This window comes from Brevibacterium sp. NPDC049920 (genome assembly GCF_040656435.1).
Lineage (GTDB): Bacteria > Actinomycetota > Actinomycetes > Actinomycetales > Brevibacteriaceae > Brevibacterium > Brevibacterium pityocampae.
Genome location: NZ_JBFAMF010000002.1, coordinates 136,585 through 155,371 on the forward strand (window position 1 = coordinate 136,585; position 18,787 = coordinate 155,371).

Sequence of the window (18,787 nt, forward strand, 5' to 3'; positions counted from 1 at the left end):
AGGTGCGGACACAGATCGGTCTTCCGTTCGTGAGGGGTGGGCAGCGGTGCGGGATCAGCGCTCGCCGCGCGGCTCGCCGGTCGTGCCGTCGATGTCGGTGCGGGGGGTGTCGGCGTCTGCGTCGGCGTCCACGGCGGTCTCCGGGGAGGCCGCCGAGCCGGGGGTCGACTGCTCGCGGCGGCGGGCCTCGTTGATCGCGTCGAGCTCGGCGTCGGTGATGCGGCGGCGCTCGGCCTCCTCGGCGGTCTCGGCCGGGGTGTCCTCGACGGGAGCCTCGGCGGCGTCCGCGCCGGCGGGTGCATCAGGCGCGGTATCGACGACCGGGCCGGCGTCCTCGCGGGTCGCGGCGTCCTCCCCGAGCGCGGGATCGGCCGGTGCGGCCTCGACGGGGGTCTGGATCTGACCGATCGCCTGGCGGTGCACACGCAGCACGGTGCCCGGCCCGCTCTCCAGGGTGACCTCCATCTTCTCGGTGTCGACGGCGACGACCGTGCCGTAGACGCCGAAGGTCGTCATGACCTCGACGCCCGGGACGAGGTTGTCCGAGATCTGTCGCATCCGCGCCTGCTGCTTCTTCCGCGAGTTGAACATGAAGAAGATGAGCAGGGCGCCGAGTCCGACCAGAAGGAGAATGTCCACGTCAGGGCCAGCCTTTCGCTGAGGAGAGCGGGGCCGGCGCACGGTGCGCGCGCGACCGCCGCTGTTGGGAGCCAGTGATCCAGTGTAGTGGCCGGGGTGTCTCCGTCCCAATCGCCTGTTCAGGGTCGTCGTCGAGGGGCGTCGGCGGCCGACGGCTCAGAAGCCGAGCGTGCCGTCGGGCGGGGTGAGCCCGAGGTGGGCCCAGCCGTCCGCAGTGGCGATCCGCCCGCGCGGGGTCCGCGAGATCAGTCCCTCGCGGACGAGGAACGGCTCGGCGACCTCTTCGACGGTCTCCGGCTCCTCCGCGACGGACACGGCCAGCGTGCTCAGCCCCACCGGGCCGCCGGCGAACCGCGTGCACAGGGTGGAGAGCACGGCGCGGTCGAGCCGGTCGAGGCCCCGCTCGTCGACCTCGTAGACCTCGAGCGCGGAGCGTGCGGCGGGCAGGTCGACGACCCCGGTGCCGCGCACCTGCGCCCAGTCCCGGACGCGGCGCAGCAGCCGGTTGGCGATCCGCGGGGTGCCGCGGGAGCGGGAGGCGATCTCCTGCAGGCCGGTCTCCGAGGCCTCCATGCCGAGCATCCGGGCCGAGCGCACGAGCACGGTCTGCAGGTCCGCGACGGTGTAGAAGTCCAGGTGGCCGGTGAATCCGAAGCGGTCGCGCAGCGGGGCGGGCAGCAGGCCGGAGCGGGTGGTGGCGCCGACGAGGGTGAAGGCCGGGAGCTCGAGCGGGATCGCGGTCGCGCCGGGCCCCTTGCCGACGATGACGTCGACCCGGAAGTCCTCCATCGCGACGTAGAGCATCTCCTCCGCGGCGCGGGCCATGCGGTGGATCTCGTCGATGAAGAGCACCTCTCCCTCCTCGAGCGAGGACAGGATCGCGGCGAGGTCGCCGGCATGCTGCACGGCCGGGCCGGAGGTGATGCGGATCTGCGAGCGCATCTCGTGGGCGATGATCATCGCCAGCGTCGTCTTGCCCAGGCCCGGCGGGCCGGACAGGAGCACGTGGTCGGGGGCCTTCCCGCGGGCGGCGGCGGCGTCGAGGACGAGGGAGAGCTGCTCGCGCACCTGCGGCTGGCCGATGAAGTCGCCGAGGCCCTTCGGTCGCAGGGCGGCCTCGGCGGCGCGCTCGACCTCCCCGGCACCGGCCCGGGTGAGCCGTTCGAGCTCGGCCCCGGTGGGCTCCTCGGCGCCGAAGTCGACCTCGTAGCTGCGGTCGCTCATGCGCGGGCCCCGAGCGCGCGCAGCGCAGCCTTGAGGAGCTCCGACACGGTCGGGTCATTCAGCCCGGCGGCGGTGTCCTCGACCGCGGACTCCGCCTGGGCCTGACGCCAGCCGAGTCCGACGAGCGCGTCGACGACCTGGGCGGCGACCGCCGGGGACGCGGCCGGGGCGCGACGCGGTGCGGGCCGGGCGACGCTCGTGTCGATCTTCCCGGCGAGCTCGAGCATGAGCCGGGCGGCGACCTTCTTGCCGACCCCGGGCACCTTGGTCAGCGGCACCTGGTCGCCGCTCGCGATCGCGGCGCGCAGCTCGTCCGGGGACAGCACGCTGAGCACCGCGAGCGCCAGGCGGGGGCCGATCCCGGAGATCGTCTGCAGGGTCTCGAACAGGTCCCGCTCGTCCTCACCGGCGAAGCCGTAGAGGGTGAGCGAGTCCTCGCGCACGACGAGCACGGTGTAGAGATCGATCTCGGCGCCGTGGCGGGTGTCGGCGGCGAGCTGCGGGGTGACATGGACGCGGCGTCCGAGGCCGGCGGTGACGACGGTGAGGCTGTCGGCGCGGACGGAGTGCACGCGGCCGGAGATGAAGGTGATCACTCGAACTCCTGTGGGAACGGATGTACGAATACGAGTGTATCCGCACCGGGTCCGCCGCACCGGTCAGCCGGGCTCGGTTCGGCGCGTCACGCCGGTCGCGGGCCTCCCGCCGAGGCGCGTCACGTCAGCGGCGAGAGCTGCGCAGCGCGGCCGCCCACTGCTCCTGGGCCCGCGTGAGGCCGGCGCCCTGCCGGGTGGCGGCCTGCCGGGCGAGGAGGTCCTTCGTGGGGCCCGGGGTCGAGGTCGCCGCGGTCGCTCCGCGCCACAGGTGGCAGATCGCCAGCGCGAGCGCGTCGGCGGCGTCGGCCGGGGTGGGCGGGGCGTCGAGGCGGAGGATGCGGGTGACCATGCGGGTCATCTGTTTCTTGTCCGCCCGGCCGCTGCCGGTGATCGCGGCCTTGACCTCGGAGGGCGTGTGCATCGCCACGGGGATCCCGCGGCGTGCGGCGAGCCCCATGGTGAGGCCGGACACCTGGGCCGTGCCCATGATCGTCGACACGTCGTTGCGGGCGAACACCCGCTCGATGCTCACGACATCGGGCCGGTGCTCGTCGAGCCAGGTGTCGAACGCCTCGGCGAGCGCCCCGAGCCGGACGTCCACGGAGTCGCCGGCCGGGGTGCGCACGACGTCGACCGCGACGAGCTCGGCGGTGCGGGCGGGTCGGGAGTCGATGACCCCGAGGCCGCACCGGGTGAGCCCGGGGTCGACGCCGAGGATGCGCATCAGTCGGCGTCGAGCTCGGCGAGCACCTCGTCGGAGACGTCCGCATTGGAGTACACGTTCTGCACGTCGTCGAGGTCCTCGAGGGCGTCGATGAGGGAGAACACCTTGCGCGCCGTCGCAGCGTCGAGCGGCACCTCGACATTGGCGACGAATGCGGCCTCGGCGCTGTCGTAGTCGATGCCCGCGTCCTGCAGCGCGGTGCGCACCGCGACGAGGTCGGTGGCCTCGCTGATGATGTCGAAGGTCTCGCCGTGGTCCTTGACCTCCTCGGCGCCGGCGTCGAGGGTCGCCTCGAGGACGGCGTCCTCGTCGGTGCCCGCGGTCGGCACGGTGACGACGCCCTTGCGGTTGAAGTTGTAGGACACGGAGCCGGGGTCGGCCATCGACCCGCCGTTGCGGGTCACCGCGACACGGACGTCGGAGGCCGCGCGGTTGCGGTTGTCGGTGAGGCACTCGATGAGGAGGGCGACGCCGCCGGCGCCGTAGCCCTCGTACATGATCGTCTGGTAGTCGACCCCGCCGCCGTCGAGCCCGCCGCCGCGCTTGACCGCGCGCTCGATGTTGTCGTTGGGGACGGAGGACTTCTTGGCCTTCTGGATCGCGTCGTAGAGCGTCGGGTTGCCGTCGGTGTCCGGGCCGCCGTTGCGGGCTGCGACCTCGATGTTCTTCACGAGCTTGGCGAACAGCTTCCCGCGCTTGGCATCGATGGCCGCCTTCTTGTGCTTGGTCGTGGCCCATTTGGAGTGACCTGACACTGATGTCTCCCTGCGATCGTTAGCGATGTGCGCGAGCCGCAGGGTGCGCGGCCTGCGCTTCCGGTCCGGGGTTCATTGTAGCGCCGCGGCACCGCGACACGGCCGTCGGACGCGCGGCGGATGCGTTGGGCCGGGCGCATGTGGCCGGGCAGGATGCGCTGGGCCGGACGGCCAGGTCAGTCGAGCACGAGCGGCACAGCCGGTGCCGTACCCGAGCGCACGAGGTCCATGAGCTCGGTGAGGCGCGAAGGGTAGACGGTCGCCGTGGTCCGGCGCAGCTCGTCCTGGGACCACCAGCGGCCGCCGACGATCGAGCGCTTCTCGACCTCGGTCCACACGGCGTCGGCGAGGTCGAACTCGTCCTCGCTCACGAGGCCGAAGAACACCTCGTCCTGGTGGAGGGTGCGCTCGGTGAACTCCATCACCGCCCGGCGGGTGGCGAGCGGCCCGAGCAGCTCGGCGGGCTCGCACACGAGACCGGTCTCCTCGGCGAGCTCGCGGGCCGCGGTCTGCTGGGGCGTCTCCCCCATCTCCGCTCCCCCGCCGCAGGTGAGCCACCAGCGGCGGGAGTCGTCGTGGAGGTCGCGGGCGTGGAGGAGGAAGACCTCTCCGGCCGCGTTGAGCAGCACCACGCGGGCTGCGGTCCTGATCTTCACCGGTCGTCCTCCTCATGGGCGAGCTGGCGGTGGACGGCGACGATGCGCTGGCCGATGGTGATCGAGCACAGCACCATGAGCACGGCGAGGGCGACGGTGAGCACGACGTCGGGGAGACCGAGCCCGACGAGGCCGGTGACGACGAGGGTGACGAGGAGGCGGTCGGCCCGCTCGGCGATCCCGCCGGCCGCCGTCACGCCCAGGCCTTCGGCCTTGGCTCGGACGTAGGACACGATCGAGCCGGTGACGAGCACGCCGAGTGCGAGCAGCGCGGTGAGCGGGTCCTCGGCACCGAGGAAGTACCACAGGGCGATGCCGACGAACACCGCGGAGTCGGCGAACCGGTCGAGGGTCGAGTCGAGGAACGCGCCCCAGGTCGAGCGGCGGTCCGCGAGGCGGGCCATGATGCCGTCGAGCATGTCGCCGAACACGAAGAAGGTGATGACGACGGTGCCCCAGAACAGGTGCCCGAAGGGGTAGCCGAGCAGCGCCCCGGCGCACACGCCGAGGGTGCCGATGACCGTCACCGCATCCGGGGTCAGGCCGATCCGCAGGAGCAGCCGGGCCACCGGGGTGAAGAGCGCGGTGAACGCCCGGCGGGCGATGCTGTTGAGCATCCGCTCAGTCCTGTTCTCCGGTGCCGGGGGCCCCGTCGGCAGCGGGGGCCCTCGAGCCGGGAGCGAACACGCGGGACCACCAGTCGAGCACGGCCTCGAAGCGCTGGATCCGGTGCCGGGGGCGGCCGGACCGGGACAGCTCGTGGTTCTCCCCGGGGAAGACGAGGAGCTCGCTGGGCACCCCGGCGCGCTGGAGCGCGGCGAAGTACTGCTGGGCCTGCTCGAGCGGGCAGCGGTGGTCGAGCTCGGAGTGCATGACGAGGGTCGGGGTGCGGACTGCGGGGACCCGGCCGAGCGGCGACTGCCGGGCGATCTCCTCGGGGTCCGTGCCGGTGTACCCCTCGGAGAAGAAGCGGCCGATGTCGGAGGTGCCGATGAAGCTCTGCGGGACGAGGTAGCCGCGCTCGACGATCGCACCGGCGAACCGCTGGTCGGACCCGATGATCATCGCGGTGAGGTAGCCGCCGTAGGAACCGCCCTGGATCCCCAGGCGTTCCGGGTCGAGCTGCGGGTGGGCCGCGAGAGCGGCCTCGAGCACGGCGAGGACGTCCGCCGCAGCGGGGTCGGCGAGGTCGCCCTGGACCGCCGCACCCCAGGCGCGCCCGCGGCCGTGGGAGCCGCGGGGGTTGCTCCACACGACGCCGTACCCGGCCTCGACGAGCACCTGCGTCTCGTCGAACAGGGCGTGCGAGTACTGGGCGAAGGGCCCGCCGTGGATGTTGAGGATCACGGGGAAGGGTCCCTCGCCGCGCGGCATCGCGACCCAGCCGTGGATCTCGCCGAGCGGGCTGGCGGCGGCGATCGGGGTCGGGATCACCGGGTCGTCGATCCGGCTGAGCGCGGTGAGCGCCTGCGGGGCCGAATCCCGGCTGCCGAGCCGGTGGACCTCCCCGGCGCTCGCCGGGGTCCCGGCGGTGTAGACGAGGGAGCCGTCGGGCAGCTCGACGAGGCCGTCGACCACGTGGTCGGCCGGGGTGAGCGGGTCGAGGTCCGCAGCCGTCGACGGAGTGCTGGTCCCGGCGATCGGGATGCGCACGATGCGCTGCGCGCCGTCGGAGACGGTGACCGCGAGGACGGAGCCCTGCCGGGACAGGGCGGGGGCGATGTCGGCGAGCTCGACGCTCTCCTCGTCGGTGAGCCGCACGGTGGTCCCGGTGGCACGGTCGTGGCGATGGAGGCCGAGGGTCCGGGCGACGAAGTCGGTCGCGCCGCCGGCTCGGGAGCTCGCGGTGAAGAGGAGGGTGGAGTCGTCGAGCCAGAGGTGATGCGACACCGCGACGTCGCCGAGGTCGAGCGGGGTCGCCTCCTGTTCGCCCACGAGCCAGACGGTCGAGCGGGTGTCGACGTCCGCGTCGCCGGAGGGCACGTCGGCGATGACGCTGAGCACGCTGCCGGACGGCGAGTACTGCGGGTCGCGGACGTCGCCGGCGGGTGCGGGCAGGCGCTGCGGCTCCGGCACGTCCTCGGCCCCGAGCAGGCCGGTGGTGTCCGTGGTGTCGTCCGCTGCGGCAGGCGCCGGGCCGGCGGCAGGTGCGGTGAGGGGGGTGAGGAACAGCCGGGCCGGGCGGTCGAGCACGTAGCCGACCCCGTTCGAGAGGTATTTCGCCCGCGTGATGCGGCGCGGCGCCTCGGCCTCGGGTCCGATGTCCGGGTCGGTGCCGTAGCGGCCGGGTTCGGGCTCGCGAGCGACCCAGGCGGCCGCCGCGCCGTCGGGGCGCAGCGCGAACGCGCTGACGCCCAGAGGTGCGTCCGTGACGGGACGGGCCTCCCCGGTCCCGGTGGCGATGTGGAGCTGCGGGCGCGCGTCCCGGGCGGCGCGGAGGAGTCCCGCGGTCCGCCCGGCGAAGCGCAGTGCGCTGTCGTGCCAGCCGTGGGTGACCCGCTCCGGGGCGGCCCCGGGCCGGTCGAGATCGACGGCGAAGAGCTGGGACAGGGTGGTGTCGGAGTCCGGGTGCGGGCGGGCGATCTCGACGAGCACCGTCGCGGGGTCGTGCGGGGAGCGGACCGGATGGGTGACGGTGTGGAGGTGGGCGACGTCGGAGGGCTTCATCATCGGTTCCACGCCTCCGCGAACAGCTGCTGCACCTGGGAGTGGACCTGGGGAAGCGCCTTCGTCTGCGCGACGATCGGCAGGAAGTTCGCATCGCCGATCCAGCGCGGCACGAGGTGCTGGTGGAGGTGCGCGGCGATCCCGGCGCCGGCGAGCTGGCCCTGATTCATCCCGATGTTGAAGCCGTCCGGGCCGGACACCGCGCGCACGACGCGCATCGCCTGCTGGGTGAATTCTGCGAGTTCGATGGTCTCCTCCGGGGTGAGGTCGGTGTAGTCCGCGACGTGGCGGTAGGGGCAGACGAGGAGGTGGCCGGGGTTGTACGGGTAGAGATTGAGGATCGCATACACCGTGGTGCCGCGGGCGACGATGAGCGCATCCTCGTCGGACTTCTCCGGGGCCAGGCAGAAGGGGCAGGCGTGTTCGGTCGCGTCGGCCGGCTTGTCCTGCCCCCCGATGTAGACCATGCGGTGCGGGGTCCACAGGCGCTGCAGGCCGTCCGGCTCACCGGGGAAGCCGGCGGCCGCCTCGGGCTCGGGGATCCCCGGGGATGCGGGGGATGCGGCAGTCCGGTCCGCGGGGTCCGCGGCAGGCTGTTCGGGGCTGCTGCCGCTCATGTCAGACCTGCGCCTTCGTCGCGATCGCCTCGGTGATCATCTCGACCGCCCGGTCCACCGGCACCCCGTTCTCCTGGCTGCCGTCGCGGTACCGGAACGACACGGCGCCGGCCTCCTGGTCCTCACCGCCGGCGATGAGGATGTAGGGGACCTTCTCCTTGGTCGCGGTGCGGATCTTCTTCGGCATCCGGTCGTCGGAGTCGTCGACCTCGACCCGCACCCCTGCGGCCCGCAGGCGCGCGGCGATGTCCTCGAGGTAGGGCACGAAGGGCTCGGCGACGGGGACGCAGACGACCTGGACGGGGGCGAGCCAGACCGGGAACGCACCGGCGTAGTGCTCGACGAGCACGCCCATGAAGCGCTCGATGGAGCCGAACTTCGCGGAGTGGATCATCACCGGCTGCTTGCGGGTGCCGTCGGAGGCCTGGTACTCGAGGCCGAACCGCTCGGGCTGGTTGAAGTCGTACTGGATCGTCGACATCTGCCAGGTGCGGCCGATCGCGTCGCGCGCCTGCACGGACACCTTGGGGCCGTAGTAGGCCGCGCCGCCGGGATCCGGGACGAGTTCGAGCCCGGTCTCCGAGCACACCTCCTCGAGCACCGCGGTGGCCTTCGCCCACTGCTCGTCGGAGCCGATGAACTTGTCGCTCTCCGGATCACGCGTCGAGAGCTCGAGGAAGAAGTCGTCGAGCCCGAAGTCGCGGAGCAGATCGAGGATGAAGTCGAGGAGGTGACGGATCTCGTCAGGTGCCTGCTCCTCGGTGACGTAGGAGTGGGAGTCGTCCTGGGCGAAGCCGCGCACGCGGGTGAGGCCGTGGATGACGCCGGACTTCTCGTAGCGGTAGACGTGCCCGAACTCGAACAGGCGCATCGGCAGCTCGCGGTAGGACCGGCCGCGGGAGCGGAAGATCAGGTTGTGCATCGGGCAGTTCATGGCCTTGAGGTAGTACTCCGTGCCCGGCTTGACCACGGTGCCGTCGGCGTCGACGACCTCGTCGACGGTCATCGGCGGGAACATCGTGTCGGCGTAGTACGGGAGGTGGCCCGAGGTGTGGAAGAGCTCTTCCTTGGAGATGTGCGGGGTGCCGACGTACTCGAAGCCGGCCTCGACGTGCCGGCGGCGGACGTAGTCCTCCATCTCGCGCTTGACGATGCCGCCCTTGGGGTGGAACACGGGCAGGCCGGAGCCGATCTCGTCGGGGAAGGAATAGAGGTCGAGCTCGGTGCCGAGCTTGCGGTGGTCGCGCTTCTCCGCCTCGGCGATGCGGTGCTGGTAGGCCTTGAGGTCGTCCTTCGACGCCCAGGCGGTGCCGTAGACGCGCTGCAGGGTGTCGTTGGCCTGGTCGCCGCGCCAGTAGGCGGCCGAGGACTTCGTCACGGCGAAGCCGTTGCCGATGAGCTTGGTGCTCGGCAGGTGCGGCCCGCGGCACAGGTCCTCCCACACGACCTCGCCCTTGCGATTGCGGTTCTCGTAGATCGTGAGCTCGCCGGCACCGACCTCGACGGAGGCCTCGGCGTCCTGGCCGGCATTGCCCTTGTCCGCGACGAGCTCGAGCTTGAACGGTTCGTCGGCGAGGCGGGTGCGGGCCTCCTCGTCGCTCACGGCGACGCGGTGGAAGGTCTGCCCCTCCTTGACGATGCGCTGCGCGCGCTTCTCGATGGCCTTGAGATCCTCGGGGGTGAAGGGCTCGCCGACCTGGAAGTCGTAGTAGAAGCCGTCGGTGATGTAGGGGCCGATGCCCAGGCGGGTGCCGGGGAAGAGCTCCTGCACCGACTGCGCGATGACGTGCGCCGCGGAGTGGCGCAGGATGTCGAGGCCGTCCTGGTCGGCGAGCGTGATGGGAGCGATCGAATCGCCGGCCGTGAGCTCGCGGTGGAGGTCGGCGGGTGCACCATTCAACCGGATCGCGATGACCTCCGGGCGGTCCGCGTAGACCGCGGCCCCGGTCATCCCCTCCTCGAACGGGATGTCGGATCCGTCGAGATGAATGGTGTCTGACACTGCGGAGCTCCTCGGTCTGGCGGTTTCTGGTGTTCGTGCGAACGCGTAGTGCAGTCTATATCGTGCCCCGGACATCGGACGGCTCACCGAGGGGATTCCGAGTGATGCGGCGATGGTCGGGGGGCCGCTGCGGGGTGATCGGCGGCGGGAGAGCGGACGGCGCGGGGCCGCCCGCTCCCCGGAGGGAGTGGACGGCCCCGGCGGGCGCAGCGGTGGTCAGCCGCGGGTGAAGATGTACGGGTTGCCGATGCCCTGGTCGGAGTTGCTGATCGCGACCGAGAGCTCGATCGAGTCGATGTCGGCCTCCGGCACCATGAAGCCCATGACGAAGGTCTCCGACTCGCCGGCCGGCACGGGGGCGAAGGACAGCCCGCCGTCGTACTCGGCGCCGTTGAAGACGTCCTCGCAGGTGCCGCCCGAGTAGGTGCATTCGATCAGCGGGAAGCCGGGGTCGAACTCCTCGCCGGAGGTGTTGTCGATGGTGAACTCGACGCGGGCGATCTCACCGCCGGTCGCCGGGGCGGAGAACTCCTCGACCTTGTCCGCGCCGACGGAAGCACTCATCGTCACACCGTCGGTGAGGGTGACGCCCTCGCCCGATGCCGGGGGTGCGGCGTCCTCGGTCTCCTCGGGAGCCGCTGCGGTCGATTCCTCGACGGGTTCGCTGGGCTCCTGCGCGGGGTCGCTGTTCGGGTCGGCCGGCGCAGTGCTGGCGGCGCCGGTGCTCGACTGCTCCACCTGGTCGACGAACCAGAAGGTGCTCGCGATCGCGAGGACGATGGAGAGCACGATGGCCAATGCACCGAGGATGAGACCGGTGATGCTCAGGCCCTTGTTCGTGGCCTTGCCCTTCTTGGCGGCGTTGAGGCCGACGAAGCCGAAGATCACGGCGACGATGCCGACGACGAGGGCGAAGATGCCGATGAAGATGCCGACGATCGGGATGAGCGCGCCGAAGGAGCTCAGCAGGGCGATGATGCCGGCGACGAGGGCGAGGATGCCCCAGATGTTGCGCGCCTTGGGGTCGCCGCCGCCGTAGCCGTACCCGGAGTTGTAGGGATCGTTGCCGTCGTAGGCGGGGCTGAACTGATCGCTGCCGTAACCCTGGAATCCGCTGCCGTAGCCCTGCTGGTCGTACCCCTGCTGTCCGTAGCCCTGCTGGTCGCCGTAGCCGCCGGCGGCCTGGTACTCGGGCTGGGAGCCGTACTGGTCCCCGTAGCCACCGGGCTGGGAGCCGTAGCCCGGCTGTTCGCCGTAGCCGCCGGGCTGGGAGCCGTACTGGGGCGCCTGATAACCCTGATCGGAGCCATACGCGCCGCCGTTCTGGGGATCGGGCTGGCCGCCGTAGGGATTGTTCGGATCAGAGCCGTAGGGGTTCTGAGGTGATGACATCGTTGCGCCTGCACTCTCTGCGCTCGCAGGGATGATTCGTGGTCGTGACAGATCCAGGTTAGCGGCAGTACTGCGGAAACCACGTCATCGGCAGTTCCAATTCGAGCACAACATGCATTCCGTATCGACACGCGACCGTTCCGAACCGACAGGTGGCCGGCCGTCGGCGCCTCGAGGTCGAGGCCCGTTCATCCGGCGCAACGGGCATTGAGGTACGCGCGGAACCATTTCTCCTGTGCACTTCCCCGCCGGGGCCCGAATCCCGGCCCGGCGCCGGGTGGCCGAGGCCGGATGAGCCGCACCACCGGGGCCCGGGAGTTGCCGGTCACTCCATCGGGCAGCAGCCCACCCTGATCGGAACTCAACGGGTCGTCGTGTGGTGGGGGTTCTCCTCGGCAGGGAGGCGCGGTCCGGGGCTGCCGGTGCGCTCCCCCGATCAACGGTGGAGTGGGCGCCTCATACCTGGCTCCGGTCGGGGTGGTGACGGCGAGCCGGCCCGGGTCCGCTTCGTGCCTCCACCCCGGGTTCTCCTTCACGTAATTGCACGCCGCGCACACCCCCGAAGCATTCCTGAAATCTGTTGCACCACCGTCGCGATGTGGCCTGGCGTGGTCGATGTGGCGGATCGGAGCATCGCAGAACGGAGTCCTGCACGTGTCATCCCGCACCACGATCATCCGCCGCAGCAGACCGGCGAACTCCCGCCTGCGCGAATCCATCCCCACCAGACCACCCGACCCCGGAGCCGTATACAACCTGCGGAGGAACACCGAACCATCCGGATCAGCAAGCATCCGCCGAGCAGCACCGGCAGGCACCGGACCATGACCGGTCACCCACCCCGGAACATCACCATCAGCCAGCAGAGTGGAATCCGTCATCACCAGATGCACCTCGACCGGCACCGCATCCGCGGTCTCCTGCCCGGTGACCCGCTCCACGAGCAGATCCGCAGCCACCTGCCCCGCAGTCCGCTCCCCCGCCTCTCCCGTGCCCACCAGGGTGGCGGCAGTCTTGCGCAGGTTCGCGTACGCCGCGACGGCCTGGCGCAGTGGGAGAAGAGCGGTCAGATACGCCATCCCGCCCGGTGCCGGCCGGACACTCACCCGGCGTTCCTTCTCACACCGCTCCACGTGCTCGACGGCGGCCTCCTGATCGAGACGCTGAGCATGCGCCCGGGCCTCGGCAGCGAGCCGGCGCACACCCACCCGATCGAGCCGGTCGGCCATGAGCTCGTCGACGTGGCGGCGCTTGTCCGCCGGCAGCCAGGAAGTCTCCCGGTGCAGGGTGTGGGCCTTCTCCTCCGACACCGCACCGGACTCCAGCCCCGCCAGCGCACACGGCATGTCAGCAATGAGCGTGCGGGACAGGGCGAGGAACCGGGAGCCGCGCGCCGGGGACTCCCGCCGCGCCAACCCGACCTCCGCACCCAAGCCCCGGCACCGCTTCTCCGCCGGCACCCCGCGTTCGGCCTCCGCGTCATAGCGCAACGAGTGCAGGGTGGCCGCAGCGCGAGCCTGCGCGGCAACGGCTGCGGCCTTGAGCTCCTCGAGAGCACGGACCCGCTCGATCGCATCCGCCTCGGACTCCACAGCCACCATGGTCGTGAGCGCGCCGCGCAGACCGGTGATGTCACCGGTGCGGAAACGGGGCTCCTCGTTCATGCCACCCACGCTATCGGCACCCACAGACACGGGCCCTGTACGCCAAAGAAAGCGCAGGCCACAGACGTGATGGAATGAGAGGCGGACCTCGGCGCACAGATGCGAGAGGGGCACCTCGGCAACGGGGATGGCAAGAGCGAGCGGGCACCTCGGCGGCAGGTTCAGGACACTGCCGGCCCGCGCCCCAACTGCTCGACAACTACTCGATCTGCAGCTCCTGCACTCATCGACATTGCAAAGAATCGCGGAATCGTTCTCAGGAACCTTCGAAAATTCAGGGGTGAATGCGGAAAGTGCCGGGTGGACATCCACCCGGCACTCGTCCTGCTGTGCGCGATACTGGGATCGAACCAGTGACCTCTTCCGTGTCAGGGAAGCGCGCTACCGCTGCGCCAATCGCGCTCATCCGCTCCGGCATGGCGCCGAAGGGCTGTGCACTGGAGACCCGTGTGGGTCTTCCGTGCGCGATACTGGGATCGAACCAGTGACCTCTTCCGTGTGAAGGAAGCGCGCTACCGCTGCGCCAATCGCGCTCTGCCCGTCTGACCGGGCCGAACCTGAGGTGGAGAGGGGATTCGAACCCCCGTATACGGCTTTGCAGGCCGCTGCCTCGCCTCTCGGCCACTCCACCGTGAGACGGCCAGGCCTGTCTCCGAGCGGACGACGGGATTCGAACCCGCGACCCTCACCTTGGCAAGGTGATGCTCTACCAGCTGAGCCACGTCCGCATGTCTCCGGGATCTCCCCGGCAACGAAAAACCACTCTATACGTTCACCTCCCCGATGCCAAATCTCCATCGGCATCCGGTCGCGTGACGCTCCTCACACCCGATCCGGACGAGGCGCACTCACCTGCGAGGACGCCTCCCCCGGTCCACCCGGTTCAGCGATCTCCCACGCGCGATCAATACACTGGAGCGCGTGGGAGCGAGGGACACGAGACCGGCGGGCTGGCTGTCGCGTTCGCACAAGCACGGCCCCTCCTGGTTGCGCCGTGCCCGCCTGGGCTTCTTCCGCTGGCGCGCGACGATCCACCGCAACCCCCAGGCCTCGTTCGTCTACAAATGGTGCGTCGGCACCCTCGGCGGGCTCATCATCGCCGGCGGGCTCGTGCTCGTACCGCTGCCGGGCCCGGGCTGGGTCATCGTCTTCGTCGGCATCGCGATCGTCGCCTCCGAGTTCGAATGGGCGCGCGACCTCCTCCACTGGGGCCGAGCACTCCTCCACCGCTGGACGGTGTGGCTGACCCGCCGCCACTGGAGCGTCCGCCTGCTCGTCGCCGGCGCCACCTGCGCCTTCGTGCTCGCCGTGGTGTGGACGATGCTGCGCCTCATCGGCCTGCCGTCCTGGGTGCCCGAATGGCTCGTCCCCGGCTGGCTCGGCCTCGACTAGCTGTGATGTCCAGGGAGGTTGTACCGCCTCGCAGTGCTAGGACTTCTTCGGCCTGCTCGCCTCGAGCCGTGCGAGCTCCGCGGCCGGGTCGAAATCGCCCTGCGGCCATTCGAGACCGAGCTGCTGGAGCTCGTTGATGAGGATCCGCGTGACAGCCCAGCGCGAGTACCACTTCCGGTTCGCCGGCACGACGAACCACGGCGCACCGACACGCGAGGTCCGGTCGAGGACGTCCTGGAACGCCGTCGTGTAGTCCCCCCATGCGGCACGATCGGAGATGTCGGATGCGGAGTGCTTCCACTGCTTGTCGGCCCGGACGAGACGGTCGCGCAGCCGCTCCTCCTGCTCGTCGGGCGAGATCGTGAGCATGACCTTGACCACGCGGATGCCGCTCTCGTGGAGGCCCTCCTCGAACTCGTTGATGACGTCGTAGCGCTCCTCCCACACCTTCTGCGGGGCCAGGCCGTGCATCCGCACCGCGAGGATGTCCTCGTAGTGGGAGCGGTCGAACACGCCGATGTTGCCCCAGCGCGGCAGCCGCCGGTAGACGCGCCACAGGAAGTAGTGCGCAGCCTCCTCCGCGGTGGGCACGCCGAACGCCGCGACCTCGACGCCGTGCGGGCTCAAAGCGCCGACGACGTGTTTGACGAGCCCGCCCTTCCCTGCGCTGTCGCGACCCTGGATGATGAGCAGCACCGAGTGCTGGAGGCCGTTGACGGCGGCGTTGGCGAACAGGCGCTCCTGGAGGTCGGAGAGCACCGCGTTGTCGAGCGACTGCGCGATCTTCCCGTCGGCCTTGCCGCCGGAGAACCCGGGTGTGGCCTCGGGGTCGACGGCATCGAAGCTGTTGCCGGGAGCGAACCGGAGGAGGTCGGCGACCTCGCTCGGTGCGGCCTGCGGGACGTTGGCCGCGAGCGGCGGCACCTCGGCGGGCCGGATCTTCACACTCACTTCTCCTCCCGGCCGGCCAGCGCGGTGAGGCGCGACAGGCAGCGGAGATACTTCTTCTTGTAGCCGCCGGCGAGCATGTCGTCGGTGAAGACCGCGTCGAGACGGGCGCCGGAGTTGTGGATGTCGACGCCGCGGTCGTACATCCGGTCGACGAGGGCGACGAACCGCAGCGCGACGCCCTCGTTCTCGATCGTCTCGACATCGTCCCAGAGAACCGCGTCGACGTCACCGAGCATCCGGCCGTAGCGCGAGGGGTGGACGGTCGAGAGGTGGTCGAGGAGCTCCCCGAACCGATCCCGGGCGACGATGCCCTCGACGTTCCCCGCGAGCTCGTCGAGCTCCGCTGAGGTGAGCGCCTCGGGCGGGGTGGGCGCTCCGCGGTGGCGGTAGTCGTCGCCGTCGATCCGCTGCACCGAGAACTGATCGGCCAGCGCCTGGATCTCCCGCAGGAAGTCCTGGGCGGCGAAACGTCCCTGGCCGAGCGCGCCGGGCAGGGTGTTCGAGGTGGCGACGATCTTCACCCCGGCGTCGGTGAGCTCGCGCATGAGACGGGACATCATCACCGTGTCGCCGGGGTCGTCGAGCTCGAACTCGTCGATGCACACGAGCTTCATCTGCGAGAGCTGCTCACGAGCCTTCTGGAATCCGAGCGCTCCGATCAGGCTCGTGTACTCGACGAAGGTGCCGAACGTCGCCGGTTTGTCGTGGGCGTGCCAGGCCGAGGCGAGGAGGTGGGTCTTGCCCACGCCGTAGCCGCCGTCGAGGTAGACGCCCTTGGTGGCACCCTTCTTCTCGCCTCCGCCGAACAGTTTGGCGAGCATCCCCTGCTTGGGCTTCGCGGTGACGAAGTCACGCAGCGTGTCGCGGGCCTCGGCCTGCGAGGGCTGGGCGGGATCCGGCCGGTAGCTGTCGAAGGACACGTTCTCGAAGTGCGGCGGCGGGACGAGACCGGCGATGAGCTCGTCGGGGGCGACCCGCGGGTTCCGGTCCGTCAGCGCGACGGTCTGCGATGCATTCACAAGGCACAAGTCTACTCAGGCCGCCCGCCCGCGGACCCGCCGCCGGGGGGCGATTGCCACAGCCGGTCGCGACTCTCGGGTAACTTGGTCAGTGACGACACATGCATCACTCAGCAGATTCCAAAGTTTCGGTCGGGTGCACACGGCTCTCCGTCGTGCACACTCCAGATAGGTCCTCGACGATGACGATCTCGCTCCGCACACTTCTCCGTTCGGTTCTCGCTGCTGTGATCTGCATGGTGATGCTGGTGAGCACGCTGCCTGCAGCCGCGGCTGCGGGCGCGGTCACACCCATCGCCCCGAAGTTCAATGACACGAACGGCACCGTCTACATCAACGAGCAGCACGGAGTGCGCTTCCACATCGACGTCGACGGGACCGAAGTCACCAAGGACGGCCTGCCCTACGCCCGACCCGGCACGTTCACCGCGGAGCACGGGATCCGCGCCGGCGTCCCCATCACCGTCACTGCCGTCTCCGCAGGACCCCCGACCGTGCTCACCGGCACCACCGAATGGACACACACCCTGCCCGCTCCCTCGACGACCCCTGATCCGGTCATCCCTCAGGGACCGACCTTCGACGACTGGGAACCCTCGGTGCGGATCCCGGCCGATCGCGGCGTCCGCTATCACATCGACGTCGACGGGACAGCAGTCACCAAGGACGGCCTCGATTAGGCCAAGCCCGACCGATACACCGCTGCCGATGGCATCCGGACCGGAGTGCCGATCACCATCACTGCGGTGTCGGCAGGCCCACCGACCGTCATCGGCGGGACCACGGAATGGACGCACGAGTTTCCGGTGCGACTGGACCGTCCACTGGACGCGGGCGACGAGTTCGACGACGAATCTCCGCTGCCGGGCACCGGCTGGACCGTCTACGACACGACCCGCTCGAATCTCCCTTCCGATGTCAACACGATCCATACAAAAGATGCCGTGCGAGTCCGCGACGGCAACCTCGAGATCCGCACTGCCCGGCACTGCCTGACCGGCGACGAGATCGCCTCGGCGGAGAACGAGAGCCCGGACGGAGCGGTGTGCCCGGAGGGTACCCGCACGATGTACACCTCGGGTCGGATCAACACCGATTTCCTCTACGACGCCCCGTTCGAGATGGAAGTCAGGGCACGGATGTCCGATGACATGATCGACGGCATGTATTTCGCAGCGTGGCTGCTCAATGATCAGCCGTACTGCACGGCACCCGGGGTCGAGAAATCGCAGATGACGGAGATCGACACCACGGAGGTGCTGTCGGCGCGCGCCAAGACGACGAACACCACCCATGTGACGTGCGAGAAGCGCGAGAACGCCACCGGCACCCGACGGGACGGGCACAGCATGCCCGGGCAGATCGCGGGAGCGTGGAACACCTACCGGATGACCTGGGACGGCTACGCGGTGCGCTACTACTTCAACGATCAGCTCGTGCCGTCGGACCGCGGACAGACACCCGAGACCACTGCCGAGACGCTCCGGATGGAGGTCGACGAGTTCCGGAGCGCGCTCAACGACCACCCGTATCAGATCATCATCAACTCCCACGTCTTCCCCGACACGGTCACCTGAGTGCCGCCGCCGAAGCACGATGAGCCCTTCCCCGCCCGTGTCGACCGGGTCGACTACCTGCGGATGAAGCCGCTCGACGACGTGTACCCCCGTGGCGCGATCGGCCGCGAGTGGTCGAGCACCGACGAACTCGGCGCCCCCTCTCCCCCGAACAGGATGCCGGGCCGGCCAGCGCCCGCAAGCAGGAGTTCGAGCACGGCACCGTCTACTGGTCCCCGGACACCGGAGCCCACGCCGTCACCGGCGCCATCGCACGCACGTACGAGGATCTCGACGGGCCCGAGGGGTCGCTCGGACTGCCGACTTCCGATGAGCGCGCGCTCCGCGACGGCGGTGCGTCTCAGAGCTTCGAGGGTGGTCAGATCCACTGGTCACGCGACACCGGAGCCCACGCCACCCGCGGCGCCATCCAACGCCACTGGCGATCCCAGGGCTGGGAGAACGGCCGGCTCGGCTACCCCACCAGCGAAGAGACCCCCGTCGCCGGCGGAGGGGCCCGCCAGACCTTCCAGGGCGGCGTGCTCTTCTGGAGCAGCGCCACCGGGGTCGTCACCGTCCGCGATGCGATCGGACGCCGCTACGAGCAGAACGGCGGCCACGAAGGCTGGCTGGGCGCCCCCCTGAGGAACGAAGGACGCCTGCGCGACGGCGGCGCCTCCCAGAGCTTCGAAGGCGGTCAGATCCACTGGTCACGCGACACCGGAGCCCACGCCACCCGCGGCGCCATCCAACGCCACTGGCGCTCCCAGGGCTGGGAGAACGGCCGGCTCGGATACCCCACGAGTGAGGAGACCCCCGTCGCAGGCGGAGGGATGCGCCAGACCTTCGAGGGCGGCACCCTCGTCTGGCAGCCGGGACGCGGCGTCCGCGTCGATAACTGAGAGCCCCTGAGCCCCTGGCGGACCCGCCGGG

General features: G+C 70.3%; 18 protein-coding genes and 4 tRNA genes. 4 read left to right on the forward strand and 18 right to left on the reverse strand.

The window, feature by feature from the left end:
* Positions 1-54: 54 nt before the first annotated feature.
* The 16 genes from AB0I45_RS02430 to AB0I45_RS02505 all read right to left on the reverse strand — a co-directional run bounded on the left by AB0I45_RS02430 (position 55) and on the right by AB0I45_RS02505 (position 13,664).
* Positions 55-639 (reverse strand): preprotein translocase subunit YajC, encoded by a 585-nt coding sequence (locus AB0I45_RS02430; protein ID WP_360316532.1) that lies wholly within the window; start codon positions 637-639, stop codon positions 55-57.
* 156 nt (positions 640-795) lie between these two features.
* On the reverse strand, positions 796-1,863 hold the full coding sequence (gene ruvB / locus AB0I45_RS02435) for a Holliday junction branch migration DNA helicase RuvB (RefSeq protein ID WP_247424962.1): 1,068 nt from the start codon (positions 1,861-1,863) through the stop codon (positions 796-798).
* Complete coding sequence (ruvA, locus tag AB0I45_RS02440; RefSeq protein WP_295688958.1) at positions 1,860-2,459, reverse strand: Holliday junction branch migration protein RuvA; 600 nt, start codon at positions 2,457-2,459, stop codon at positions 1,860-1,862. Before ruvA ends, ruvB begins: the two co-directional genes overlap by 4 nt.
* A gap of 124 nt (positions 2,460-2,583) precedes the next feature.
* Positions 2,584-3,183: a crossover junction endodeoxyribonuclease RuvC gene (gene ruvC / locus AB0I45_RS02445; RefSeq protein ID WP_265808813.1), complete on the reverse strand. Its 600-nt coding sequence runs from the start codon at positions 3,181-3,183 to the stop codon at positions 2,584-2,586.
* Entirely contained in the window at positions 3,183-3,938 is a 756-nt protein-coding gene (locus AB0I45_RS02450) for a YebC/PmpR family DNA-binding transcriptional regulator (protein ID WP_137319843.1), read from the reverse strand. Before AB0I45_RS02450 ends, ruvC begins: the two co-directional genes overlap by 1 nt.
* 176 nt (positions 3,939-4,114) lie before the next feature.
* Positions 4,115-4,594, reverse strand: coding sequence for an NUDIX domain-containing protein (locus AB0I45_RS02455; RefSeq protein ID WP_295688955.1), 480 nt, complete (start codon positions 4,592-4,594; stop codon positions 4,115-4,117).
* Positions 4,591-5,211 carry a phosphatidylinositol phosphate synthase gene (gene pgsA / locus AB0I45_RS02460; protein ID WP_137319845.1) on the reverse strand — a complete coding sequence of 207 codons (621 nt, stop codon included), beginning with the start codon at positions 5,209-5,211 and terminating at the stop codon, positions 4,591-4,593. The genes AB0I45_RS02455 and pgsA overlap by 4 nt, the downstream gene beginning before the upstream one ends.
* A gap of 4 nt (positions 5,212-5,215) precedes the next feature.
* Positions 5,216-7,264, reverse strand: coding sequence for a prolyl oligopeptidase family serine peptidase (locus tag AB0I45_RS02465; protein WP_295688952.1), 2,049 nt, complete (start codon positions 7,262-7,264; stop codon positions 5,216-5,218).
* Positions 7,261-7,878 carry an HIT domain-containing protein gene (locus tag AB0I45_RS02470; protein ID WP_360316539.1) on the reverse strand — a complete coding sequence of 206 codons (618 nt, stop codon included), beginning with the start codon at positions 7,876-7,878 and terminating at the stop codon, positions 7,261-7,263. Before AB0I45_RS02470 ends, AB0I45_RS02465 begins: the two co-directional genes overlap by 4 nt.
* A 1-nt stretch (position 7,879) precedes the next feature.
* Positions 7,880-9,880 (reverse strand): threonine--tRNA ligase, encoded by a 2,001-nt coding sequence (gene thrS, locus AB0I45_RS02475; protein WP_360316542.1) that lies wholly within the window; start codon positions 9,878-9,880, stop codon positions 7,880-7,882.
* Positions 9,881-10,096: 216 nt separating this feature from the next.
* Entirely contained in the window at positions 10,097-11,272 is a 1,176-nt protein-coding gene (locus AB0I45_RS02480) for a hypothetical protein (RefSeq protein WP_295688945.1), read from the reverse strand.
* Positions 11,273-11,460: 188 nt separating this feature from the next.
* Complete coding sequence (locus tag AB0I45_RS02485; RefSeq protein WP_360316545.1) at positions 11,461-12,936, reverse strand: DUF222 domain-containing protein; 1,476 nt, start codon at positions 12,934-12,936, stop codon at positions 11,461-11,463.
* Between the two features lie 330 nt (positions 12,937-13,266).
* Positions 13,267-13,338 (reverse strand) — tRNA-Val (locus tag AB0I45_RS02490).
* 59 nt (positions 13,339-13,397) lie between these two features.
* Positions 13,398-13,469: transfer RNA gene (locus AB0I45_RS02495), tRNA-Val, on the reverse strand.
* Between the two features lie 27 nt (positions 13,470-13,496).
* Positions 13,497-13,567 (reverse strand) — tRNA-Cys (locus AB0I45_RS02500).
* A gap of 24 nt (positions 13,568-13,591) precedes the next feature.
* Positions 13,592-13,664: transfer RNA gene (locus AB0I45_RS02505), tRNA-Gly, on the reverse strand.
* A gap of 193 nt (positions 13,665-13,857) precedes the next feature.
* Between AB0I45_RS02505 and AB0I45_RS02510 the strand changes: the two genes are divergently transcribed.
* On the forward strand, positions 13,858-14,328 hold the full coding sequence (locus AB0I45_RS02510; protein ID WP_295690003.1) for a TIGR02611 family protein: 471 nt from the start codon (positions 13,858-13,860) through the stop codon (positions 14,326-14,328).
* A gap of 36 nt (positions 14,329-14,364) precedes the next feature.
* Here AB0I45_RS02510 and AB0I45_RS02515 read toward each other — a convergent pair whose 3' ends face one another.
* Together AB0I45_RS02515 and zapE are read right to left on the reverse strand one after the other, a co-directional pair.
* The gene (locus AB0I45_RS02515) at positions 14,365-15,279 is read right to left on the reverse strand and encodes a PPK2 family polyphosphate kinase (RefSeq protein WP_265808807.1); all 915 of its coding nucleotides are present in this window, start codon (positions 15,277-15,279) and stop codon (positions 14,365-14,367) included.
* A complete protein-coding gene (gene zapE, locus AB0I45_RS02520) occupies positions 15,276-16,298 on the reverse strand; it encodes a cell division protein ZapE (RefSeq protein ID WP_295690001.1) in 1,023 nt (340 codons plus the stop codon). The genes AB0I45_RS02515 and zapE overlap by 4 nt, the downstream gene beginning before the upstream one ends.
* A 248-nt stretch (positions 16,299-16,546) precedes the next feature.
* Here zapE and AB0I45_RS02525 point away from each other — a divergent pair, with 248 nt between their 5' ends.
* The 3 genes from AB0I45_RS02525 to AB0I45_RS02535 all read left to right on the forward strand — a co-directional run bounded on the left by AB0I45_RS02525 (position 16,547) and on the right by AB0I45_RS02535 (position 18,756).
* Positions 16,547-16,978 (forward strand): hypothetical protein, encoded by a 432-nt coding sequence (locus AB0I45_RS02525; RefSeq protein WP_295690000.1) that lies wholly within the window; start codon positions 16,547-16,549, stop codon positions 16,976-16,978.
* Positions 16,979-17,104: 126 nt separating this feature from the next.
* Positions 17,105-17,875, forward strand: coding sequence for a glycoside hydrolase family 16 protein (locus tag AB0I45_RS02530; RefSeq protein ID WP_360316550.1), 771 nt, complete (start codon positions 17,105-17,107; stop codon positions 17,873-17,875).
* 110 nt (positions 17,876-17,985) lie between these two features.
* Positions 17,986-18,756 (forward strand): hypothetical protein, encoded by a 771-nt coding sequence (locus AB0I45_RS02535; RefSeq protein ID WP_295689997.1) that lies wholly within the window; start codon positions 17,986-17,988, stop codon positions 18,754-18,756.
* Positions 18,757-18,787: the final 31 nt, after the last annotated feature.